Below are 22359 nucleotides of genomic sequence, written 5' to 3'. Positions count from 1 at the left end.
CCCTGGGCCCCCCCCCGCGCCCCCCGCCCGGGGCGGGGGGCGCGGGGGCCCCCCCCCCCCCCCCCGGCGGGGGGGCGGCGCGCCCCCCCGGGCCCCCCCCCCGGGGGGCCCGCCCCCCCTCGCCGTACGGTGGACAGCCGGACGTCAGTGCTGCCCCGGGGTGTAGTGCCCCGGCACCATGCGGGTCGTGACGGCGAAGCGGTTCCACGCGTTGATCGCCGTGATCGCGGCGAGCAGGTGGGCCAGCTCCGTCTTGTCGAACTCGGCGGCGGCCTTCTCCCACACCTCGTCGGGCACGAAGCCCTCGGTCAGGACGGTGATCGCCTCGGCCAGCCCGATCGCGGCGATCTCGCGCGAGGTGTAGAAGTGCTTCGACTCCTCCCACGCGCTGAGCTGCACGATCCGCTCGACCGATTCGCCGGCGGCCAGCGCGTCCTTCGTGTGCATGTCGACGCAGAAGGCGCAGTGGTTGATCTGCGAGGAACGGATCTTCACCAGTTCCAGGATGGTCGGGTCGATGTTCTTCCGGGTCGCGGCGTCGAGCCGGACCATCGCCTTGTAGACCTCGGGGGCGTGCTCGGCCATGCTCAGCCGCGGGGTGTGCTCCGGGAGGTATGTACCGGACGCGGACTTCGAGTCGTTCTGCTGGGCTTCGTTCGTGCTCATGACTCCACCTTAGGGAGCGGGCGGCCCGCGTGTATGGTCCATTCCCATGTCGGATTCATGGGCCAATGGCGGGGTCGACCTCCACCTCGACACCTCGGTGCGGGCGGCGGCGGAAGGCGGCGACGCGGGGACGCGGCGCGCGGGGGTGCGCGCCGCGCTCATGGCGGCGCTGCGCGAGGCGGTCCGCTCGGGCCGGCTCGCGCCCGGCACCCGGCTGCCCTCCTCGCGCGGCCTCGCCGCCGACCTCGGCCTCGCCCGCAACACCGTCGCCGACGCCTACGCGGAGCTGGTCGCCGAGGGCTGGCTCACCGCCCGTCAGGGCTCCGGTACCCGGGTCGCCGCGCGCACCTCGCCGCTGCCCGAACCCCGCCCCGTACGCCCGGCCCGCGCCCGGCCCCGCCCCGTCCACGACCTCAAGCCCGGCAGCCCCGACCTGGCCTCCTTCCCGCGCTCCGCATGGCTGCGGGCCGCCCGCAAGGCGCTGAGCCTCGCGCCCAACGACGCGTTCGGCTACGGCCACGGGGGCGGGCGCCCGGAACTGCGCGAGGCCCTCGCCGACTACCTGGCCCGCGCCCGGGGCGTACGCACCTCGCCGGACCGGGTCCTGGTGTGCGCCGGCTTCGGCCAGGGCCTGCGGCGGATCGCCGGCTGGCTGTACCGGCGCGGGGCCCGCGAGATCGCCGTGGAGGCGTACGGGCTCGACATCCACTGGAAGATCCTCACCGAGGCCGGGCTGCGGGTGCGCCCCCTGCCCTTCGACGCGCTCGGCACCGATCCCGCCCCGCTCGGCGAGGCCGACGCCGTCCTGCTCACCCCGGGCCACCAGTTCCCGACCGGCGGCGCGCTGCACTCCGACCGCCGGGCCGCCGTCGTCGACTGGGCCCGGGAGCGGGGCGCGCTGATCCTGGAGGACGACTACGACGGGGAGTTCCGCTACGACCGGCAGCCCGTCGGCGCGCTCCAGGGACTCGACCCCGACCACGTCGTCTACCTCGGCACCGCCAGCAAGTCCCTGGCCCCCGGGCTGCGCCTGGGCTGGACGGTCCTGCCGCACGCCCTCGCCCGGGAACAGCGGGCCGACGCCTACGCGGACACCGGCTGGAGCGTCGGCACCACCGAACAGCTGACCCTCGCGGAGTTCCTGACCTCCGGCGCCTACGACCGCCACGTGCGCGCGATGCGGCTGCGCTACCGCCGTCGCCGCGACGAACTCGTCGCCGCGATCGCCGAACGCGCCCCCGACGTACGCGTCGACGGGATCGCCGCCGGGCTGCACGCCGTCCTCGTCCTGCCCGAGGGCACCGAGCACTCCGTCGTCCAGGCGGCGACCTGGCAGGGCCTCGCCCTGGAGGGCCTGAGCCGCTTCCGCCACCCCGACGGCGACTTCTCCGGCCCCCGCGCCAGCGACGGCCTCGTCGTCGGCTTCGGCACCCCGCCCGACCACGGGTGGACGAGGGCCCTGGAGGCGCTGTGCCGGGTGCTGCCGTGAGGCGCGGGGCCGGGCCCCGGCGGCGCGCCGCGTCGCCGGTCCCCGGGCGGGGGACTGGCGGGTTCCGGGCCCAGTCCTTACGCTGAGCGCCGGTTGTGAAGGTCCGTGGCGGGGGCACACGGAACGCGCGGGCCGCGGTGAGGCGCTCGGCGGCCTCCGCGCGTACGGCAGCCACCGCGCGCACCGGCCCGCACACGCGCCCGGCGCGAGGAACGAAGACGGTCAAGGCCACAGGTACGGGGGAGTACATGACGCAGACACAGCGCGCGCCGCGCGGGGCGGACGGCGCCGGAGGGACGAGCACCGGCCCGGAGGGCGGCGAGGACCTCGCGCGGGCCGCCGCCGGGAGTCTCGCCGCTCCGCGCCGGCTGCGGTCGAGCACGGTCGTCCTCGGCGGCATGGGGGTCCTCGCGATGGCGCTCGCCGCGTGCGGCAGCGACCCCGACCGGCGGTGCGTGGACCGCGACAGCTACACCGTCGACGGCTACAAGATCCTCGGCTCCAAGGACTGCAAGCCCTCCGGGGGCGGCAAGGGCAAGAGCGCCAAGGCCGGTGGCGTCACCGCGGCCCGGCCCGCCTGGTACTACGACTCCGACGTCCACGGCAGCCGCGCGAGCGACGGCACCTTCTCCCGCGACGGGGCCATACAGCGCGGCGGTCTGGGCTGCGACGACGACGATGACGACGGCGGCAGCGGCGGCGGCTGACCAGCGGGGGGCGGCACAGCCGCCGGGCGGGGGCGGGAGGCGGCCCCCACGGGCGGGCCGCCGCCGGACGCGCGACAACGGACGCGCGACAACGGACATACGACAGCGGGCTTTCGGCAACGGACGTACCACAGCGGGTTTTCGGCAACGAAGGTACGGCACCGAAGGTAGGGCAACGAACGTACGGCGACGGACGTACGACGACGGGGGACAGGCACACCATGCGGCGCCACACCATCGCACCACGGCCGGGCTGGCAGCAGATCGTCGAGGAGCAGGGGCTGATCTATCCCCTCACCCGCTACCCGGACGACTCGCTGCGCCCCTACTGGGACGAGAGCGCCTACTACGCGTTCACCCTCCCGGAGGTCGAGGCGCTGGAGGAGGTGGTCGAGGAACTGCACGCCATGTGCCTGGCCGCCGCCGCGTTCATCGTCGAGAAGGACCGCTTCCACGACCTCGGCCTCACCGACCCCCGGCAGGTTGAGCTGGTCGCGGAATCCTGGCGGCGGCGGGCCGAACTCCCGTCCCTGTACGGCCGTTTCGACCTGCGGTACGACGGGAGCGGCCCCGCCAGGCTCCTGGAGTACAACGCCGACACACCTACCTCCCTCGTGGAGGCGGCCAGCCCCCAGTGGTTCTGGATGGAGGACCGCTTCCCCGGCGCCGACCAGTGGAACTCGCTGCACGAACGGCTCGTCGCCGCGTGGAAGAACCAGTCCGCGCTGCTCCCGCCGGGCCCCGTGTACTTCGCGCACTCCGTGGCCGACAAGCTCGGCGAGGACCTCATGACGGTCGCCTACCTGCGGGAGACCGCCGAACAGGCGGGCCTGGAGACCGAGGCCATCGCGATGGAGGACATCGGCTGGGACCCGCTGTCGGGACGGTTCGTCGATCTCGGCCTCAAGTTCGTCCGCAGCTGCTTCAAGCTCTACCCGTGGGAGTGGCTCGCGACCGACCGCTTCTCCGGCCACGTCCAGGACACCCTGGACAACGGCGGCGGCACCGGCTCCACGCTGTGGATCGAACCGGCCTGGAAGATGCTGCTCTCCAACAAGGCGCTGCTCGCGATCCTGTGGGAGCTGTACCCCGGCCACCCCAACCTGCTGCCCGCCTACCTCGACGGCCCCCGCGAACTCGCCACCACGACCGGCTGGGTCGCCAAGCCCCTGCTGGGCCGCGAGGGCGCCGGGGTCACCGTGCACGAGGCGGGCACCCCCGTACCCGTCCGGGCCCCGGAGGCGGAGGCGTGCTGCTACCAGGCGCTCGCCCCGCTGCCCGAGTTCGACGGCAACCGGGTCGTGCTCGGCGCCTGGGTGGTCGAGGACGAGGCGGCGGGCCTCGGCATCCGCGAGTCGGCCGGCCTCGTCACCGACGAGTACGCGCGCTTCCTGCCGCACGTCATCCTCTGAGAGCCCCCGGGCCCCCGGGCCCCCGGTGGCGCGGGGTGGTGGCCTCACGGCCGCCGGGACAGCACCTCCCGCAACCGCGCGAGGCCCCAGTCGAGGTCCTCCTCGCTGATCACCAGCGGCGGGGCGAGCCGGATCGTCGAACTGTGCGTGTCCTTGACCAGCACGCCCCGTTCCATGAGCCGCTCGGAGATCTCCCGCCCCGTGCCGTACGAGGGGTCGACGTCCACCCCGGCCCACAGGCCGCGCCCGCGCACCGCCCGCACCGCGTCGCCCTCCTCGGCGAGCAGGCCCAGCGCGTGGTGCAGGCGGTGGCCCAGCTCCGTCGCCCGGCGCTGGAACTCGCCGCTCTCCAGCAGGCCGATCACCTCCAGCGCCACCGCGCAGGCCAGCGGGTTCCCGCCGAAGGTCGAACCGTGCTCTCCGGGGCGGAACACGCCGAGCACCGGCCAGGAGGACACGACGGCCGAGACCGGGACCACCCCGCCGCCCAGCGCCTTGCCCAGCACGTACATGTCGGGGACGACGCCCTCGTGCTCGCAGGCGAAGGTGCGCCCGGTGCGGCCCAGGCCCGACTGGATCTCGTCGGCGATGAACAGCACCCCGCGCTCCCGGGTCAGTTCGCGCACCCCCGGCAGGTAGCCCTCGGGCGGCACGATGACCCCGGCCTCGCCCTGGACCGGCTCCAGCAGCACCGCCACCGTGTTGTCCGTGAGCGCCTCGCGCAGCGAGGTCAGGTCGCCGTACGGGACGATGTCGAAGCCCGGGGTGTACGGACCGTAGTCGGCGCGGGCCTCGTGGTCGGTCGAGAAACTCACGATGGTCGTGGTCCGGCCGTGGAAGTTGTTGCCCGCCACGACGATCTTGGCCATGCCCTCGGGTACGCCCTTGACCCGGTAGCCCCATTTGCGCGCCGTCTTCACCGCCGTCTCGACGGCCTCCGCGCCGGTGTTCATCGGCAGTACCGCCTCCATGCCGCACAGCGCCGCGAGCCGGGTGCAGAAGTCCGCGAAACGGTCGTGGTAGAAGGCGCGCGAGGTGAGCGTGACCCGGTCCAGCTGGGCCTTCGCCGCCTCGATCAGCCGGCGGTTGCCGTGCCCGAAGTTGAGCGCCGAGTAGCCGGCCAGCATGTCCAGGTAGCGGCGGCCCTCGATGTCCGTCATCCACGCGCCCTCGGCCTCGGCCACGACGACCGGCAGCGGGTGGTAGTTGTGCGCGCTGTGCGCCTGCGCGGCGGACACCGCCCCGGCGGTCGCGGGGGTGATCGCGCCGGCCGGCTTCTCGGGGTGCTGGCCGGGGGGAAGGTGGCTCGACACGGGGTCTCCGTCCGTCCGAAGTACGGGGCTGGGCCGGTGGGTCCGGCGGGTTGCGTGCCCCTCGTTGTATCCTCGCGCGCCCCGCGGGAGAGGGAACCCCCCGTGCGTGGGCGCGCCCGGACGAACACCCCGTGCGTGGCCGCGCCCGGCCGGACGCCGTACGTGGGTGCGCCGGACGGCTGGCCGACGCCCGCCACCCCGTCCCGCCAGCCGTCCCGGACCCCCGTCCCGGACCCCCGTCCCGTCCCGCCCCGCCTCAGTCCCGCCCGACCGCGTATCCCGGCACCGAGGGCCAGCGCACCGTGAGGACGACCGACTCCTCCTCCGCCGTCCACGAGTGGTCCACGCCCCGGCCCCACACCACGTAGTCGCCCTGTTCCTCCAGCAGGACGCTGCGGCCGGGCAGCTCGACCCGGAAGCGGCCGCTGATCAGGACGAGCAGCGCCTCCCTGACCTCCCCGCGCACCCACTCGGCCCGGGTGTCGCCCGGCGGGTGCACGCCCCACTTGATCTCCACGGCCTCGCTGTGTCGGGGATCTCCCTCGGGCTTGAAGTGGCCCAGCAGCCACCCCCGGTCCAGCGCCGCGTCCTTACCCGCCTTGCCCACGTACACCTGTTCCGCGCCGACGGGCCCCGGGGCCCGCGTTCCGCTCTCGTTCATGGACCGGACGCTACCGGGAGGACCGGCCGCACCTCGAACGGGAGCGCGAAGCCCGCGCGGGAGGCCGTGGAGGGCGGAGGGACGAGGTCCCGGACGCGGGCGCCGAAACGCGCCCGACGGGTGCGCGGCACCTGTCCCCGGACCGTGAGAGGCACCTGAGAGAATGGGCGCCATGGCCTCTGAACGTTCTCGTGTGCTCTCCGGAATCCAGCCCAGCGCGGGCTCGTTCCACCTCGGCAACTACCTCGGCGCGGTCCGCCAGTGGGTGGCGCTCCAGGAATCGCACGACGCCTTCTACATGCTGGCCGACCTGCACGCGATCACCGTGCCGCAGGCCCCGGCCGACCTGCGCGCCAACACCCGGCTCGCCGCCGCGCAGCTCCTGGGCGCGGGCCTGGACCCCGAGCGCTGCACCCTGTTCGTGCAGAGCCACGTCCCCGAGCACGCCGAACTGGGCTGGGTCATGAACTGCCTCACCGGCTTCGGCGAGGCGTCCCGGATGACGCAGTTCAAGGACAAGTCCGCGAAGCAGGGCGCCGAGGGCACCACGGTCGGCCTCTTCACCTACCCCGTGCTCCAGGTCGCCGACATCCTCCTCTACCAGGCCCATCAGGTCCCGGTCGGCGAGGACCAGCGCCAGCACATCGAGCTGACCCGGGACCTCGCGGAGCGTTTCAACGGACGGTACGGGGAGACCTTCACGGTCCCGGACGCGTACATCCTGAAGGAGACCGCGAAGATCTACGACCTCCAGGAACCGGCCAACAAGATGAGCAAGTCGGCCTCCTCGCCCAAGGGCCTGATCAACCTCATGGACGAGCCGAAGGCGACGGCCAAGAAGGTGAAGAGCGCGGTCACCGACACCGACACCGTCGTGCGCTACGACCCGGTGGGCAAGCCCGGCGTCAGCAACCTGCTCGGCATCTACTCCAACCTGACCGGCGCGAGCGTCGCCGAGCTGGAGGAGAAGTACGAGGGCAAGATGTACGGCGCGCTCAAGACGGACCTCGCCGAGGTCGTCGTGGACTTCGTCACCCCGTTCCGCACCCGCACCCAGGAATATCTGGACGACCCCGAGACGCTGGACTCGATCCTGGCCAAGGGCGCCGAGAAGGCGCGCGCCGTCGCCGCCGAGACCCTCGCCCAGGTGTACGACAAGGTGGGATTCCTCCCGGCCAAGCGCTGAGCCGGACCGCGCCCGCCGGTGAGCGGCCGGCGGGCGCCCGCCCCGCGCACGGCTCACGCGCTCGGCGCGTGCGGCGCACGGGCCGCGCGTGACACCAGGCACACACCGTGGGGCTTGGCCGTGCGCGGCCCCGAGCGCGACACTGGCCGTACGGCGGGGGTACAGGACACACGAGCGGGGCCGGCGGGACTGGCCCGGCGCCGGACCGGTGGGACGGCCCGGCGGGGCGGCCCGGCCCCGGGCCGCAGAACTGAACCGAAGAGATCGGAGTAGGACGTGGGGACCGTAACGCTCGGCGTTTCGATCGCGGTCCCGGAGCCTTACGGCAGCCGGCTCCAACGGCTGCGCGCGGACTTCGGTGATCCCGCTGCGCACGGCATCCCCACGCACATCACGCTGCTCCCGCCGACCGAGGCGGACACCGGCGTCCTGCCCGCCGTCGAGACGCATCTCGCGGAGGTCGCCGCGGCCGGGCGCGCCTTCCCGATGCGGCTGTCCGGCACGGGCACCTTCCGGCCGGTCTCCCCGGTCGTCTACGTCCGCGTCGTCGAGGGCGCGGACGCCTGCACCTGGCTCCAGAAGCAGGTCAGGGACGCCTCCGGGCCGATCGCGCGGGAACTCCAGTTCCCCTACCACCCGCACGTCACCGTCGCCCACGGCATCGCGGAGGACGCGATGGACCGCGCCTTCGAGGAGCTGTCGGACTACTCGGCCGCCTGGGACTGCACCGGCTTCGGCCTGTACGAACAGGGCGCCGACGGGGTGTGGCGGCAGCTGCGGACCTTCTTCTTCGGCGCCGCCGGCGTGCCCGCGCAGGCCGGGGCCCCCACGAGCGAGGGCAGCCACCCCATCGGCTGAGCCCGGGGCCGCACCCGCCGCCCCGGGCGCGGCCCCGTGTCCCGCTCGCCCCCGTGTCCCGCTCGCCCCCGTGTCCCGTTCGCCCCCGTGTCCCGTTCGCCCCGCGTCAGGTCACAGCGGCAGACGCCGGAACAGGGCGCGCGGCACGTGCCGCACCCCGGCCATGACGAACCGCAGCAGGCCGGGCACCCACACCGTCTCCGCGCCGCGCCGCAGCCCCAGCTCGATGGCCTCGGACACCGCCTCCGGGGTCGTGGACAGCAGCCCCTCGTCCGGTCCCACCGCCTTGCGCGAACGCACCGGGCCCGGCCGTACGACCATGACCCGCACCCCGGTCCCGTACAGCGCGTCGCCGAGGCCCTGCGCGAAGGAGTCGAGCCCCGCCTTCGAGGAGCCGTAGATGAAGTCGGACCTGCGGGCCCGCTCCCCGGCCACCGAGGACAGGACGACGAGCGTGCCGTGGCCCTGCGCCTGGAGCGCCATCCCGCACACCAGGCCCGCCGAGACCGCGCCCGTGTAGTTGGTCTGCGCGACGCGGACGGCGGCCGGCGGGTCGGCCTCGTCGTTGAGCTGGTCGCCCGCCACCCCGAAGGCCAGCAGGACGAGGTCCACGGGCCCCTCCGCGAACACCTTGCCGAGGGACTCCTCGTGCCCGCCGGGGTCCAGCGCGTCGAAGGCGACGGTGTGCACCCGCGCGCCCAGCGCCCGCAGTTCGCGGGCCGCCGCGTCCAGCGCGGGGGAGAGCCGGCCGGCCAGCCACACCGTGCGGGTGCGGCGGCCGATCATCCGCCGGGCCGTGGCGAGACCCAGCTCGGAGGTGCCGCCCAGGATCAGCAGGGAGCGGGGCGGTCCGATCGCGTCCTTCATGGGCCGGGCTCCTCCAGAGGGAGAGGGGGCAGGGAACCTGACGGCGACCGTATCGCCGCACACCATCCGAATACGCCCAAATCGACGCATAGCTCACCGGATCGGACTATCGCGGGGGGCGGGGGCGGCGTGCCGGAGTGCCGGGCCCGGGTCGCGGGCAGATGTCGGCGTGAACCTGGCGGCCGTGCCCCTTTTCCGGGGTACCCCCGAGAGAACGGCGCTCCCCCGGAGGGCGGACACGGCATGGACTTCCTCACCAGACTTCCCGGCGTCGGGCCGTACATCGCACGCGCGATGCGGACCCACGTCTACCGCGCCTACGAACGGCTCGACGCCGTGAAGTGGACGCGGCTGGCCGCCGCGATGACCTTCACCAGCTTCCTCGCGGTCTTCCCGCTCATCTCGGTGGCCGCCGCGCTCGTCGCGGGCACGGTGGGCCCCGACGAGGTCGCCGACCTCCAGGACCGGGTCAAGGAGCAGATCCCCGGCATCGCCGACCAGCTCGACCTCCAGGGACTCGTCGACAACGCGGGCACGGTCGGCGTCGTCGCCGGTGCGCTGCTGCTGTTCACCGGGATCAACTGGGTCGGCTCGATGCGCGAGTGCCTGCGCGTGGTGTGGGAGGTCCCCGAGGACGAGGGCAACCCGCTGCTGCGCAAGGTCAAGGACGCGGGGGTCCTCGTGGGCCTGGGCGGCGCCGGACTGCTCTCGGCGGCCGCCTCCACGCTCTCCTCCACCGCGATCGGCTGGAGCGCCCGGCAGCTCGGCATCGAGGAGAGCGGCGCCGGGGGCGTTCTGCTGCGGGTCCTGGCCTTCGCGGTCGCCGTCCTCGCGGACTTCCTGCTGCTCCTGTACGTCCTGAGCCTGCTGCCCGGAGTGCACCCGGACCGGCGTTCGCTGGTCTTCGCCTCCGCGATCGGCGCGATCGGCTTCGAACTGCTGAAACTGCTGATCGGCGGCTACATCAGCGGCGTCGCCGCGAAGAACACGTACGGGGCCTTCGGCGTCCCCGTGGCGCTGCTCCTGTGGATCAACTTCACCGCGAAACTGCTCCTGTACTGCGCGGCCTGGTCGGCGACGAAGCACACGCGGGACATGAAGGAGGAACTGGCGGACGGCGACCCGCTCGTCCCCGAGGAGCCGGGCGGACCGGAGCGGCCGGCCGGACCGGAGCGGCCGGAGGGCCCGATCGCGAAGGTTCCGGAGATCCCCGAGGGCGCGGAGGCCCCGGAGGCCCCCCGGGACGCGCGGGAGACGGCCGTACGTCCCGTCGCCCCCGCCGCGCCCCGCGAGGCGAACGGCGCGACCCGTGCGGCGAGTGCGAAGCGGGGCCCGGCCGGGGAGGGCTGAACGGGGCGGGCGGGCCCTCGGGAGGGGGCCCGCCCGCCGCTGCCTCAGCCCTGTCCGCCGCCCCCGCCCGGGAGCGGACGCCGCCGCCGTACGACGTACACGACGCCGCCCAGGACGACGAGCGTGCCGCCGGTGATCGCGAGGGCCGTGCCCAGGCCGCCGGACTCCTCGGCGGGACCGGAGGCGGAGGCCTGGCCGGCCCCGCCCGCCCTGCTGCCGCCGTGCGCGCCCTCCCGCTTCGCGCGCGCCTTCGCCTGCTCGGCGAGGACGCTGCGCGGGGCGACCAGCTCACCGACCGGGGTGACCTTCCCGTCGGCCGCGAAACCCCAGTCGAGCAGCCGCCCGGCCTCCTTGTAGACGGCCTGGGGCTCGTCCGGCTCGGGGTGCATGACGGTGACCAGGAGCTGCCGGCCACCGCGCTGGGCGAGCCCCGTGTAGGTCGCGCCCGCGTTGGTCGTGTTGCCGTTCTTGACGCCCGCGATGCCCGGGTACTTGTCGAGACCGGGGGCGCCGGTCAGCAGGCGGTTGGTGTTCTGGATGCCGAAGTGCTCGCGCTTCCGGGTGTCCTCGGCGCTCTTGGCGCCCGACTGCCCCGACCCGGCCTGCCCCGTCGTCGCCCCGGCCCCGGCGTCCTGGTCCCGGTCCTCGTCCTTCTTGCCCTTCTTCGCGTACAGCCCGGGGAAGTCGGCGTAGGCGGTCGAGCAGTACTCCCGGAAGTCCTTCTTCTGCAGGCCGCTGCGGGCGAACAGCGTCAGGTCGTACGCGCTCGACACCTGGCCCTTCGCGTCGTACCCGTCCGGGGTGACGACGTGCGTGTCCTCGGCCTGGAGGTCGTGCGCGTGCTCCTGCATGTCCTTGACGGTCGCGTCGACCCCGTGGTTCATCGAGGACAGGACGTGCACCGCGTCGTTGCCCGAGCGCAGGAACACGCCGAGCCACAGATCGTGCACCGAGTACGGCAGGTCCTCCTTGATGCCGACCAGACTGGACCCGGCGCCGATCCCCGCGAGGTCGTTCAGGCTGACCCGGTGCACTTGGTCCTTCGGGAACTTCGGCAGCAGGGTGTCCGCGAACAGCATCTTCAGCGTGCTGGCCGGGGCGAGGCGCCAGTGCGGGTTGTGCGCCGCGAGGATCTGCCCGGACTCGGCGTCGGCGACCAGCCAGGACCGCGCGGACACCTTCTTCGGCAGCGCGGGCGCCCCGGCCTTCGGCCGCACCTGCGTACCGGGGCGGGCCAGCCGCGCCCCGCCCACGTCGGACATCGCCGCCGGGGGCCGGGGTGCCTCCGGCTTCCGGGGGCCCTCGTCCGCGAAGGCGGCGGTGGCGAACGCGGGGGTCACGGACAGCACGGACAACAGGGACAGTACGGAGGCGCGGGCGATCCAGGAGGGCGCCGACGCGGGCTTTTTGGAGGCAGGCACGCTCAGGAACGTACCTTCCGTGGCGGCGGGGGCAAGTCGCGAGCCCCTGATCACTGGGCCGTCCGCAGTACGCCCCCGCGTGTGCGCCGCCTTCGCCGTCCGCTCCTGCGGTACGGGCGTCCCCCGGCCGGCCGCCCCGTCCCGCGCACCCCCGCGAAGGGCGGCGCGACCCCGGCGCGATACTGGGAGCATGAAGCTCAGCCGCCCCCTCTCCTGGTTCCTGCTCGCTTTCGGGGTGTGGAGCTGGATCATCTGGATCACTTTCGCGAAGAATCTCTGGAAGGACGGGAGCGGCCTCGCCTTCGACGACGCCGGAGACCCGACCGCCTACTTCTGGGTCCACCTGCTGCTCGCGGTGGTGTCCTTTGTTCTTGGGACGGTTGTAGGCGCCATCGGGTTCCGGGGCCTGCGCGCCCTCCGGAAGGCCGACCTCCCGGTGTGAGGCCCTGACCGGGCCGGCGGCGCCCCCCGGGGGGAACCCGGCGGCCCCGCGAACCGCTGCGGGAACCCCGCCCCCGGGCGGCCCGTTGACGCGGCATGGTCATTCTCTTCGCGGCGGCCGGGCTCGTCGCGCTCGCCGTGCTCGCCGCCCTGCACCGGTACCTGTGGCGCAGGCTCGTACGCGACACGACAGCGGGCCCCGGACCCGCCCGCCGACTGGGCACGGCGCTCTTCGTGGCCGGTCCCGTCCTGATGGTCGCGGCGATGGCGGGCAGCCGCTCCGGTCTCCCCTTCCGGGTGCAGCAGGTCCTGGCCTGGCCCGGCTTCCTGTGGGCGGCCCTCGCGCTCTACCTCCTCCTCGCCGTGCTGGCCGGGGAACTGCTGCGCCCCCTCCTCATACGGGTGACGCGCCGCCGTACCACCCTTACGAGTGAGGAGGAGGACGAGATCCGGGCGGGCCGGGGGGCGGAGCGCGCCGGGGTGACCGTGGGCGCGGAACAGGGGCCGGCGGCCGCCGAACCACCGGAGGGGACGCGGACGGGGGCCGCGCCCCCGGCCCCGGCCCCGGCCCCGGCGGTGGAGGAGGCCGGGCCGGTCCCGGCGGTGGGGGAGGCCGGGCCCCCGGCTTCCCGCCCGGCCCCCTCCCGCCGTCTGTTCGTGTCGCGGATCGTCGGGGGAGCGGCGGCGGCCGCCGCCGTGGGGACCGTCGCGCAGGGGACGTACGGGGTGCTGCGCGGCCCACGCGTCAAGGACGTCACGATTCCGCTGACGAAGCTGCCGCGCTCGGCGCACGGCTACCGGATCGCCGTGGTCAGCGACATCCACCTGGGCCCGGTCCTCGGCCGCGCGCACACCCGGCGCGTCGTCGACACGATCAACGCGACGCAGCCGGACCTCGTCGCGGTGGTCGGGGACCTCGTGGACGGCTCGGTGGCCGACCTCGGACCGGCCGCCGAACCCCTCAGCCAACTGCGGTCCAGGCACGGGAGCTACTTCGTCACGGGTAACCACGAGTACTACTCGGGCGCCGACGAGTGGATCGACGAGGTACGGGAGCTGGGCCTGCACCCGCTGGAGAACGCCCGCGTGGAACTGCCCGGCTTCGACCTCGCGGGCGTCAACGACATCTCGGGCGCGGACCACCACGCCGCCCCCGACTACGGCAGAGCGCTGGGCGGCCGGGACACCTCGCGCGCCTCGGTCCTCCTGGCGCACCAGCCCGTGATGATCCACGACGCGGTGAAGCACGGGGTGGACCTCCAGCTCTCCGGCCACACCCACGGCGGACAGCTCTTCCCCGGCAACCTCGTCGCGAAGCTGTCCAATCCCACGGTCGCGGGCCTCGACCGCTACGGCGACACGCAGCTGTACGTGACCCGGGGCGCGGGCGCCTGGGGCCCGCCGGTACGGGTGGGGGCGCCCTCGGACATCACGGTGGTCCGGCTGGCCTCGCGGGAGGCGTGAGGCGCGCGCCGACGACGGTGGGCCCCTCGCCCGCCGCAGCCGACGGTGACGCGCACCCGGCCCCGGGCGGCCCGTCCTGGTCTCCTGGTCCTGGTCTCCCGGCCCTGGGCTCCTGGCCCTGGACCGCTCTCGCCGCCACGGTCTGCGGCTTCGACGCCGAGACGAGATCCCCGGCCCGCCCCGGCGCGGGGACGCCTTCGCCCGCCTCGTCGGTCTCGCCGGCCTCGCCCGCCTCGCCGGCCGTCGCGCGCGGGCCGCGAGCGGCGAACCGGCCGCCACCGGGGCCCCGGCCGCGCGGCCGGGGCGGTAGAAGGTCCCCGGGACGCCGTGGCCCGCGCCGCACGCCAGGGTCAACGGCCGCACTCGGACGGGGGTCAGGGCCGCGTCGGCGCCTGTGCCTGTGCCTGCCCCTGTTCCTGCCCCCGCCCCTGCCCCTGCGTCTGCGCCTCTTCCTGTCCCGGTGCCTGTGTCCGTGACGGCTGTTCCCCGCCCGCCGCGACGATCGTGCCCTGGGCCACGGCCACCAGGCGCTCGGTCTCCCCCTGGAGGGCGTACACCTCGCACTGGCAGACCGCCTGGCGCCGCGTGGTCACCAGCGCCTTCGCGCGCGCGAGGACGAACTCGCCCACGGCCGGGCGCGCGTAGTTGATCTTGTACTCGGCGGTGAGCGCGTCCCCGCCGAGTGCGAGCCCGCCCGCGAAGGTCAGCGCGTTGTCCGCCAGGTAGCTCAGGACACCACCGTGGACGAAGCCGTGCTGCTGCTGGATCTCCGGCCGGTTGCGGATACGGATCTCGGCCGAGCCGGGGCCCACCCCGGTCAGCTCCGCGCCGAGAAAACGGCTGAACGGCTGGGCGTCGAAGATCCCCTGGGCGAAGGCGCCGATGTCGGTCGTCATGGCGGATGCCGTCCTGTCGTGGTGTGCCGTGAGGTGTTCGTCCGATGGGTCCTACCCAGCACATAGGACGGCACGACTGCGACGGTGCAGTGGCTAGAGTGAGCGCATCCTCTGCAGCTCTTCATGCGCAGCGGTTCAACAACTGAATCAGCCATCTACCCTCGTCGAATGGAAATACTGATGGCAGCTCCTACCACGCGCGGACTGGCCCGAATCGAAAGCCTACGAGTTCGGAACTATCGCGTCCTTCGTGACCTTGAGCTGGGGGAAATCACGCCACTCACCGTATTTGCCGGGCCGAATGGGAGTGGGAAGTCGACCCTATTTGACGTATTCGCCTTTTTGGCTGAATGCCTTGATGACGGGCTGCGTCGCGCATGGGACCGGCGCGGCCGTGGCAAGGAGATCAGGTCTCGGGGGTCCTCTGGTCCGGTAGAGTTCGAAATCAAGTACAGAGAACCAGGGTTGACGCCGATTACCTATCACCTTGCTATCGAGGACGGCAAGAGGGGGCCGGTCGTCGCTTCCGAGACGCTGAAATGGAGGCGAGGTAAACAATATGGCAAGCCGTACACTTTTCTCGACTTCAAATACGGAGAAGGTACGGTTATTGCGGGAGAGACGCCAGAGGAACAGGACCGGCGGGTTCCGGAAAAGCTGACTTCGCCAGATCTGCTGGCAGTCAGCACCTTGGGGCAGTTGGCGGCCCATCCACGAGTTAATGCTCTCCGTCAGTTCATTACTGGCTGGTATCTCTCGTATATCTCTGCTGACGATGCGCGGGGGACTCCGGAGTCTGGTCCGCAAGAGCGTCTTTCGCGTACTGGAGACAACCTCCCCAACGTCATGCAGTACCTTGATGAGCAGCATCCCGAACGGCTCAGAGAGATCCTCCGAATCCTTGCTGCGCGAGTTCCTCAACTTCAAGAGGTGAAAACTCGCCCCTTGGACGACGGGCGACTTCTTCTGCAGTTGAAGGACGCGCCGTTTGCTGATCCTGTGCAGTCGAGGTGGGCGTCGGACGGAACTCTGAAGATGCTCTCATACTTGATCGCACTTCATGATCCGGAGCCCCCCAGCCTCATCGGTATCGAAGAGCCGGAAAATCATCTGCACCCCAAGCTGCTGATCGAACTGGCAGAGGAGTGCAGAACAGCAGCCGAGCGGGGCCAGGTGTTCGTGTCCACGCATTCGCCATTCTTGGTGAACGGGATTAATCCGGCCGAACTGAGGGTCCTCTATCGGGGCAGCGCTGGTTACACCCGGGCTTTCAGGCCGTCCGACAGTCAGGCGGTCCGGTCTCATGTTGACTCAGGTGCACTGCTCGGCGACCTCTGGATGGAGGGGTACTTCAATCATGGAGATCCCCTCAAGCCTGAAGGGGACCGGTGAGTTCTGGTGCTTGAGATTCTCCTGGAGGAACCGAGTGCAGAGATTCTCGTTCAGAAGCTCGCGCCGGTAGTGGTGCCGTCTGCGCAAGAGGGAGTGAATTTCGCAACTCGCGTTTTTCAAGGCAAGCATGACATGCTGCGAAAACTCCCTCAGCGTCTCGCGGGATACGGGAGCTGGGCGGCGGAAGGTGACTGTCGTTGTCTCATTCTGCTGGATCGCGACGATGACGATTGCATGGAATTGAAGACCCGACTCGTCGGGATAGTTAATTCTGTTAAGGGGTTGGAATATCTTGAGGGTGCAAAAGCGGTCTCGGGAGGGCATGTCAAGGTTCGGATTGCTTGCGAAGAGATCGAAGCGTGGATGTTCGGTGATCCGGAGGCGTTGCGTGCCGCTTACCCGAAGCTACCCAGGGCGTTCGAGAAGAAATCCATCTACCGGGAGCCTGATGAAATCAAGGGTGGGACCTGGGAGAGGATGGAAAGACTCCTCCAGGGAAGTGGGTATTTTCCGGGAGGTCTTCGTAAGATGGAGCTGGCTCGAACTGTGGCCCCGTACATGAATCCAAAGAACAATAATTCGACCAGTTTTTTGCACTTCTGTCAGGCTCTTCAGGGGCTTATTTGAGAAGCGACACCAATCACGAGCGCCCCAATGTGCATGCTATGGGATTTTTTCTGGCGGCCTACGGCGATGCGAAGTCTGTGAGTTGATCGGTCAGCCAGGACTGCTTCTGCTGTGTATTCCTGGCCGAAGATCCCCTGGGCGAAGGCGCCGATGTCGGTCGTCATGGCGGATGCCGTCCTGTCGTGTCGTGGTGTGCCGTGGTGAGGTGCCGGTCCGGTGGGCCGGCGAAGCGGGGGGTGGGCCGGTGGTGCGTTCCCCCTGCGCCACCGATGACTTTCTCTTCCTCCCCGGTCGTATCACCAGTAACCAGCGACCGGAAGGACACCTCTCCATGAGCACCGCCACCGGCAAGGGGCCCGCGAGCTACTTTCCCCCCATCGGGAAGAAGTACGGCAGGCCGGTCGCGGAGTGGAAGGGACTCGTCCGCTCCTCGCCGCTGACGAGGCACGGGGAACTCGTCGCCTGGCTGAAGGCCGAGCACGGCCTGGGCCACGGCCACGCCAACGCGGTGGTCGCACACACTCGCGGAGGGGAAGTAGGGCGGCCGGAACCGCGCGGGGGACGGAGGGCGCGGGCCGGCCTCAAGAGGCGGTGGGACGGCAGGCCGGGGGCCGGAGGGCCCGGGGCCTACGGAACCACCGCCCCCGTACTGCCCCCGGCGCCCAGGTTGGCGAGCAGCCGCAGACTGTCCGCGTCCGCGCCGCCCGGTTCCGGGGTCAGGGTGATCAGCTCCTGGCCGGAACCGTCCGGCAGGGTGAAACGCTCCTGGTGCAGGGTGATCAGGCCGAGCATCGGGTGGCGGAAACGCAGGGGTCCGTGCCCGCGCACACGGACCTCGGCGGCGGCCCACAGCCCGCTGAACCGGCGGCTGCCGATGGACAACTCCCCGATGAGTGAGGCGAGTTCCGGGTCGTCAGGGAACTCGCCCGCGGCGTGACGCAGGTGGGCCACGGTGTCGGCCGTGCAGGAAGGGTGATCGGCGTACAGGCCGAGGCGGCCGGCGTCCAGGAAGATCATCCTGGCCAGATTGCGCTCCCCGGGCGGGACTTGGCCAAGATCCCAGTACAGGAGGTCGGCCATCCGGTTGTACGCCAGGACGTCGGTCCGGTGGTTGAGGATCATCGCCGGGTGGTCCGGCATGCTGTCGAGGAGCTGCCGCAGGTGCGGCCGTACCGTCGCCGGGTACCGGGCCGGCCGTGGTGGGCGCCTGCGCCGTCCGGCCAGCTTGTGCAGGTGTTCACGGGCCACCGCGTCGAGTCGCAGCGCCCGCGACAGCGCGTCGAGCACCTGCGCCGAGGGCTGGTTCGCCCGGCCCTGTTCGAGCCGGGTGTAGTAGTCGACGCTGACACCGGCGAGCTGCGCCAGCTCCTCGCGCCGCAGACCGGCCACCCGGCGCCGGCCGCCGCTGACGACGCCCACCGACTCCGGCGTCACCCGCGCCCGGCGCGACTGGAGGAACGTCCCCAGGTCGCCCAGGTCGCCCAGGTCGCCCAGGTCGCCCAGGTCGCCGGAGGCGTGAGGAGCGCCGAGGTCACCGAGGTCACCGAGGTCACCGAGGTCACCGAGGTCGCGAGGAGCGCCGAGGTCGTCCATGCGCTTCAGTATGCGCGCGGGCCATCCGCGCGGGCCGTGGCCAGGGTGGTCCTGTCAGACCCAGGAAAACGTGGCCGGGGGACAAGCGGTCTCTGGCCGGCCTCCCGCACCGGGCGCAGGATCACCGGCATGAACGTACTGATCGTCCACGCGCACCCCGACCCGAACTCGCTGACCGCCTCCCTCAAGGACGTCGCCGTCAGCGCCCTGCGCGACCAGGGCCACGAGGTCGTGGTCTCCGACCTGTACGCCATGGAGTGGCAGGCGGCGGCCGGTTTCACCGACTTCGACGGCATCACGGGACCGGACTTCATGCACGCCTCCGGGGAGGCCTACCGCTCCGGCCGGCTCTCGCCGGACGTCCGCGCCGAACAGCGCAAGGTGCTCGACGCCGATCTGGTCGTCCTCCATTTCCCGCTGTGGTGGTTCACCGTGCCCGCGATCCTCAAGGGCTGGATCGACCGGGTGTTCACCTACGACTTCGCGTACGGCGCGGGGACACCGCGTTACGGCGCGGGCCCCTTCGCCGGTAGACGCGCCCTGGTGGCCACCACGGTGGGCGGCAGGGCGGGGCACTACACCGCGCGGGGGGTCAACGGCCCCCTCGACGACCTGCTGTTCCCCCTCCACCACGGCGTCCTGCACTTCACCGGGTTCGACGTACTGCCGCCGTTCGCCGAGCACAGCGCCGTGCACCTGGACGAGCGGCGGTACGCCGGGATCGTCGAGCGCTACCGGCGGCGGCTCGCCACCGTCTTCAGCGACGCCCCGATCCCGTACCGCCCCGAGTCCGGCGGGGACTACACCGGCCTGACGCACCCGGACGGCTCGGAACTGGTACCCGGCCGGGAACTGCCCGGCACCACCGGGTTCGCCCTGCATGTCGAAGGCCGGGACCCCCGCCGCGACTGACGGGACGCCGGACAGCCTTCGGGCACGCGGAGCCGGCCCGCCCCCGCCGTCCCACCCCCCCCCGGCCGACCCCGCCCCACACCTCCAACATCCATATGGTTACCGCATCTTGACAAGAACATGTAATGCACACAACGCTGGCGAGAGGAGCGCTCCCACCCCCACCAGACCGGCGGGCGCTCGCGTGTGCTTCCGCAGAACGGACGGGGCCGCCACCTGGCCGGTGACCCCAGAAGTCCGCCCCCCGACCCGAGCCAGGGAGGAACCATGCCCCCCACAGCAGCATCCGTGTTCCACCGCCGCCGTCCCGCGTATCTGCTGGCCACCGCCGCCGCCGCGCTCATGGTGACGGGCGCGATGACCACGGGCACGCCCGCGGCCCACGCTTCGGGCGCTCCCGCCGCCCCCGCGACCCGCCTCGCCGCCGGTGAGCAGCCGCCGGACTCGTTCTGGGGAGACACCAGCAGCATCCCCGAGGCGAAGAACGTTCTCACTGTGAAGATCCTCAACAAGACGAACGGGAAGTACCCGGACGATCAGGTCTACTGGACGTTCAACAACGAGACGCACTCGATCGCGGAGCAGCCCTACCTGGACATGCCCGCGAACTCCGCGGGCCGGATGTACTTCCATCTGGGCGCACCGGACGGCAAGTACTCCGACTTCATCGAGTTCACCGTCGGGGACGACGTCTTCAACGGCAACACCACCCGCGTCGACGCGTTCGCCGTGAAGCTGGCGATGCGGCTGCACGCCCACGACGGGTACGACGTGCAGGTCGGGGAGGACTACCAGACCTTCCAGGAGGACCGGGCGGCCACCTTCCAGAAGTTCCGGGACGAGGTGCCCACCGAGTTCAAGGCACTCGCGGACGACGACACCCGCATCCCGGCCCCGGGCAGCCACCCGGACTTCCGGGCGGGCGGGAAGTACGCCAACTACCTGAGCGACTACGCGAAGTCGGTCGGGATCGACGCCCCCACGTCGGACATCACCGGCTGCGCGGGCGTCCTGGCCGCCGAGCCGGGGAAGTGCTCCGCGCTCAACCGCCACGTCGCGGGGCTGCCGGAGGCCGACTGGTCGAAGCCGGAGCTGTACTACAAGGACGCCCCGGCGAACTACTACGCCAAGTTCTGGCACGACCACTCCATCAACAACCTCGCCTACGGCTTCCCGTACGACGACTACGCGGGCCAGTCCTCGTTCGTCTCGCACGGCGACCCGCAGTGGCTCGAAGTCGCCGTCGGCTGGTGACGGCTCACCCCTGACGCCCGCCACGGGCATCCGGCGCGCACGCACGCGGCGGGCACGGTCTCCCGGCGAGGACCGTGCCCGCCGTTCCGGTGTCGGCGGCGCGCCCCCGTCCTGAGGAGACCGCCCCTCGGTACCCGCCCCTCGGTACCCGCCCCCCGGCGGCGGCCGTACGAGAACCGGGCCGGCCGGGAAACGGGCTACGCGCCGTCGTCGCCGCCGCCGCCGTCGCGCAGGGCGCGCGCCATGCTCTTCAGGGCGCGGAACGCGTCCGCCTGCTCCGCCCCGGTCAGGCCGGACACCATCCTGGCCTCGACGGACCGGACCGCCACGGTCGCCTTCTCCAGGCTCTTCCGGCCGCGCGGTGTGAGCCGCGCGGGGAGGGCCTTCCCGACGGGCGCCTGTGCCGGCCTGGTCACGTAGCCGTCCCGTTCCAGCGCCTGGAGCAGCACGTTCATCGACTGCCTGGTCACGAACGCGCCGCGCGCCAGCTCCGAGTTCGACAAGCCCGGCCGCTGGGCCAGCAGTTCGAGGCAGGAGTAGTGCGTCACGCTCATCCCGAGTGGCCGCAGCACCTCCTCCATGGCGGCGCGCAGGGCGCTCGAAACCTCTTTCAGCAGGTAGCCCGGAGATGTGTCCAGGTCGACGCCGGCACCCTTTTGACTCATGTCAGAAGTCTGACATACGGTGAGGCGTGTCAGGAATCTGACACGACGCGAAGGAGTATCACCATGCCCGCCACCGGCCCGGACTTCATCTCGCTCCAGGTACGCGACCTCGACGCCTCGCGGGCGTTCTACGAGCGGTACCTCGGCCTCGTCCGCTCGCAGGCCGGACCTCCGCACGCCGTCGTCTTCGAGACCGAGCCGATCGCGTTCGCGCTGCGCGACATCGTTCCCGGCACCGATCTCGCGTCCGTCGCCCAGCCCGGCCTCGGTGTCGCGGTCTGGCTCCACGCCACCGACGTCCAGGCCCTCCACGACGCGCTCGCCGCCGACGGCCACACCATCGTCTCCGCGCCGGTCGACGGCCCCTTCGGCCGGACCTTCACCTTCGCCGACCCCGACGGCTACCGGGTCACCCTCCACGACCGCGCCTGAGCCGCCCCGCCGCACCCCCGTCGGTGATGTACCAGCACACTGGCGGCATGGACGCTGAGCTGATGGCCGCCACGCGGACGGTCGAGCGCCTCTCCGAGCGCGTCTACCTCGGTCTGCGGCAGGGGCACCCGGCCCCGCGCGACGTGGTGGAGCTGGCCTGCGTACTGCTGGACTGGGGGCACCCGGGCGAGGCGGTGCGGGAGGCCGTGGAGCGGGACCCCGCGCGGGTGTCCGTCGCGGAGACGGACGGGCTCGCGCGGCGGATTCTGGAGGAGAGCGGGTTCGAACCGGGCTTCGACCTGGCCCCGGAGCGGCTCACGGTCCTGCGGGAGGCGCTGGGCGTCCTCGCGCGGGACCTGCCCACCGCCGGGGTCACCGGTGAACCGCGCCTGGTGCTCCTGGAGGACTTCTGGCCGGTGTCGGCGGGCGTCGAACTCGCCGACGGGCGTGTCCTGGCCGGCGACGGGGGGCTCCGGCCGGAAGCCGGGGTCTCCTTCGCGGCCGAGGTGGCGGCGGTCGCCGCACTCGTGCAGGAGGACCTCATGAAGCGGACCTGGCGCGTCTGGCCGGTCTGCGGCGAGCACGGCACGGGCCTGCACGCCGACACCCGGGAGGACGTCGCCGTGTGGTGGTGTGCGGGCGCTCGCGGCCACGTCGCCGCCCCGGTCGGGGAGCTGGGGCTGGGGACGCGGCAGGGGAGGCGTCCCGCGAGAGGGTGAGGAGGGGGGCCGGAGCGGGCGCGCCGCCGGATGC

At 72.2% G+C, this 22359-nt stretch carries 23 protein-coding genes and 1 pseudogene; 15 read left to right on the top strand and 9 right to left on the bottom strand.

The genetic code is table 11. The features are described from left to right. Nucleotides 1-144: 144 nt before the first annotated feature. Nucleotides 145-666 carry a carboxymuconolactone decarboxylase family protein gene (locus tag ACFYMP_RS21980; protein ID WP_388860133.1) on the bottom strand — a complete coding sequence of 174 codons (522 nt, stop codon included), beginning with the start codon at nt 664-666 and terminating at the stop codon, nt 145-147. Between the two features lie 46 nt (nt 667-712). Here ACFYMP_RS21980 and ACFYMP_RS21975 point away from each other — a divergent pair, with 46 nt between their 5' ends. The 3 genes from ACFYMP_RS21975 (at nt 713) to ACFYMP_RS21965 (ending at nt 4274) form a co-directional block, all read left to right on the top strand. Continuing rightward, the gene (locus tag ACFYMP_RS21975) at nt 713-2155 is read left to right on the top strand and encodes a PLP-dependent aminotransferase family protein (protein WP_388860131.1); all 1443 of its coding nucleotides are present in this window, start codon (nt 713-715) and stop codon (nt 2153-2155) included. A gap of 398 nt (nt 2156-2553) precedes the next feature. Then, nucleotides 2554-2862: a hypothetical protein gene (locus ACFYMP_RS21970; RefSeq protein ID WP_388860175.1), complete on the top strand. Its 309-nt coding sequence runs from the start codon at nt 2554-2556 to the stop codon at nt 2860-2862. A gap of 221 nt (nt 2863-3083) precedes the next feature. Beyond that, nucleotides 3084-4274, top strand: coding sequence for a glutathionylspermidine synthase family protein (locus ACFYMP_RS21965; RefSeq protein ID WP_388860129.1), 1191 nt, complete (start codon nt 3084-3086; stop codon nt 4272-4274). A 44-nt stretch (nt 4275-4318) separates the two neighbouring features. Here ACFYMP_RS21965 and rocD read toward each other — a convergent pair whose 3' ends face one another. Together rocD and ACFYMP_RS21955 are read right to left on the bottom strand one after the other, a co-directional pair. Further along, entirely contained in the window at nt 4319-5536 is a 1218-nt protein-coding gene (gene rocD, locus ACFYMP_RS21960; RefSeq protein ID WP_388860172.1) for an ornithine--oxo-acid transaminase, read from the bottom strand. 307 nt (nt 5537-5843) lie between these two features. Continuing rightward, nucleotides 5844-6248, bottom strand: a complete 405-nt coding sequence (locus ACFYMP_RS21955) for a signal peptidase I (RefSeq protein WP_388860127.1) — start codon at nt 6246-6248, stop codon at nt 5844-5846. A gap of 172 nt (nt 6249-6420) precedes the next feature. On the opposite strand from ACFYMP_RS21955, the gene trpS reads away from it, so the two are divergent. Next, nucleotides 6421-7434 (top strand): tryptophan--tRNA ligase, encoded by a 1014-nt coding sequence (gene trpS, locus ACFYMP_RS21950; protein WP_388860124.1) that lies wholly within the window; start codon nt 6421-6423, stop codon nt 7432-7434. Nucleotides 7435-7710: 276 nt separating this feature from the next. Beyond that, nucleotides 7711-8292 (top strand): 2'-5' RNA ligase family protein, encoded by a 582-nt coding sequence (locus ACFYMP_RS21945; RefSeq protein WP_388860121.1) that lies wholly within the window; start codon nt 7711-7713, stop codon nt 8290-8292. Nucleotides 8293-8403: 111 nt separating this feature from the next. Here the strand turns inward: ACFYMP_RS21945 and ACFYMP_RS21940 are convergent, their stop codons facing one another. Next, entirely contained in the window at nt 8404-9159 is a 756-nt protein-coding gene (locus ACFYMP_RS21940) for a decaprenylphospho-beta-D-erythro-pentofuranosid-2-ulose 2-reductase (RefSeq protein ID WP_388860118.1), read from the bottom strand. 243 nt (nt 9160-9402) lie between these two features. On the opposite strand from ACFYMP_RS21940, the gene ACFYMP_RS21935 reads away from it, so the two are divergent. Beyond that, the gene (locus tag ACFYMP_RS21935) at nt 9403-10509 is read left to right on the top strand and encodes a YhjD/YihY/BrkB family envelope integrity protein (protein ID WP_388860115.1); all 1107 of its coding nucleotides are present in this window, start codon (nt 9403-9405) and stop codon (nt 10507-10509) included. Between the two features lie 44 nt (nt 10510-10553). Here the strand turns inward: ACFYMP_RS21935 and ACFYMP_RS21930 are convergent, their stop codons facing one another. Then, nucleotides 10554-11930 (bottom strand): D-alanyl-D-alanine carboxypeptidase family protein, encoded by a 1377-nt coding sequence (locus tag ACFYMP_RS21930; protein ID WP_388860112.1) that lies wholly within the window; start codon nt 11928-11930, stop codon nt 10554-10556. A gap of 190 nt (nt 11931-12120) precedes the next feature. Between ACFYMP_RS21930 and ACFYMP_RS21925 the strand changes: the two genes are divergently transcribed. Together ACFYMP_RS21925 and ACFYMP_RS21920 are read left to right on the top strand one after the other, a co-directional pair. After that, on the top strand, nt 12121-12372 hold the full coding sequence (locus ACFYMP_RS21925; protein WP_363147176.1) for an SCO4848 family membrane protein: 252 nt from the start codon (nt 12121-12123) through the stop codon (nt 12370-12372). Between the two features lie 95 nt (nt 12373-12467). After that, nucleotides 12468-13835, top strand: a complete 1368-nt coding sequence (locus tag ACFYMP_RS21920) for a metallophosphoesterase (RefSeq protein ID WP_388860109.1) — start codon at nt 12468-12470, stop codon at nt 13833-13835. Nucleotides 13836-14209: 374 nt separating this feature from the next. On the opposite strand, the gene ACFYMP_RS21915 is transcribed toward ACFYMP_RS21920, so the two are convergent. After that, nucleotides 14210-14731, bottom strand: a complete 522-nt coding sequence (locus ACFYMP_RS21915; protein WP_388860106.1) for a PaaI family thioesterase — start codon at nt 14729-14731, stop codon at nt 14210-14212. A gap of 168 nt (nt 14732-14899) precedes the next feature. Between ACFYMP_RS21915 and ACFYMP_RS21910 the strand changes: the two genes are divergently transcribed. Beyond that, nucleotides 14900-16123, top strand: coding sequence for an AAA family ATPase (locus tag ACFYMP_RS21910; RefSeq protein WP_388860103.1), 1224 nt, complete (start codon nt 14900-14902; stop codon nt 16121-16123). 6 nt (nt 16124-16129) lie between these two features. Further along, nucleotides 16130-16750: a DUF4276 family protein gene (locus ACFYMP_RS21905; RefSeq protein ID WP_388860100.1), complete on the top strand. Its 621-nt coding sequence runs from the start codon at nt 16130-16132 to the stop codon at nt 16748-16750. On the opposite strand, the gene ACFYMP_RS21900 is transcribed toward ACFYMP_RS21905, so the two are convergent. After that, nucleotides 16735-16914, bottom strand: coding sequence for a hypothetical protein (locus ACFYMP_RS21900; protein ID WP_388860097.1), 180 nt, complete (start codon nt 16912-16914; stop codon nt 16735-16737). The genes ACFYMP_RS21905 and ACFYMP_RS21900 overlap by 16 nt on opposite strands. A gap of 167 nt (nt 16915-17081) precedes the next feature. On the opposite strand from ACFYMP_RS21900, the pseudogene ACFYMP_RS21895 reads away from it, so the two are divergent. Further along, nucleotides 17082-17273: pseudogene (locus ACFYMP_RS21895) on the top strand (DUF4287 domain-containing protein); the annotation flags it as partial. Between the two features lie 104 nt (nt 17274-17377). Here ACFYMP_RS21895 and ACFYMP_RS21890 read toward each other — a convergent pair. Further along, the gene (locus ACFYMP_RS21890; RefSeq protein ID WP_388860094.1) at nt 17378-18343 is read right to left on the bottom strand and encodes a helix-turn-helix transcriptional regulator; all 966 of its coding nucleotides are present in this window, start codon (nt 18341-18343) and stop codon (nt 17378-17380) included. 129 nt (nt 18344-18472) lie between these two features. Between ACFYMP_RS21890 and ACFYMP_RS21885 the strand changes: the two genes are divergently transcribed. Then, nucleotides 18473-19255 (top strand): NAD(P)H-dependent oxidoreductase, encoded by a 783-nt coding sequence (locus ACFYMP_RS21885; protein ID WP_388860091.1) that lies wholly within the window; start codon nt 18473-18475, stop codon nt 19253-19255. 267 nt (nt 19256-19522) lie between these two features. Next, nucleotides 19523-20509: a glycoside hydrolase family 64 protein gene (locus ACFYMP_RS21880; protein WP_388860088.1), complete on the top strand. Its 987-nt coding sequence runs from the start codon at nt 19523-19525 to the stop codon at nt 20507-20509. Between the two features lie 197 nt (nt 20510-20706). On the opposite strand, the gene ACFYMP_RS21875 is transcribed toward ACFYMP_RS21880, so the two are convergent. Next, nucleotides 20707-21174, bottom strand: a complete 468-nt coding sequence (locus ACFYMP_RS21875; protein ID WP_388860085.1) for a MarR family winged helix-turn-helix transcriptional regulator — start codon at nt 21172-21174, stop codon at nt 20707-20709. 63 nt (nt 21175-21237) lie between these two features. Between ACFYMP_RS21875 and ACFYMP_RS21870 the strand changes: the two genes are divergently transcribed. Further along, nucleotides 21238-21606: a VOC family protein gene (locus ACFYMP_RS21870; RefSeq protein WP_388860082.1), complete on the top strand. Its 369-nt coding sequence runs from the start codon at nt 21238-21240 to the stop codon at nt 21604-21606. A gap of 47 nt (nt 21607-21653) precedes the next feature. Beyond that, on the top strand, nt 21654-22325 hold the full coding sequence (locus tag ACFYMP_RS21865) for a hypothetical protein (protein WP_388860080.1): 672 nt from the start codon (nt 21654-21656) through the stop codon (nt 22323-22325). Nucleotides 22326-22359 lie beyond the last annotated feature (34 nt).

This window comes from Streptomyces sp. NPDC007088 (genome assembly GCF_042869355.1).
Classification (GTDB): domain Bacteria; phylum Actinomycetota; class Actinomycetes; order Streptomycetales; family Streptomycetaceae; genus Streptomyces.
This window is presented reverse-complemented; position numbering and strand designations above follow the sequence as displayed.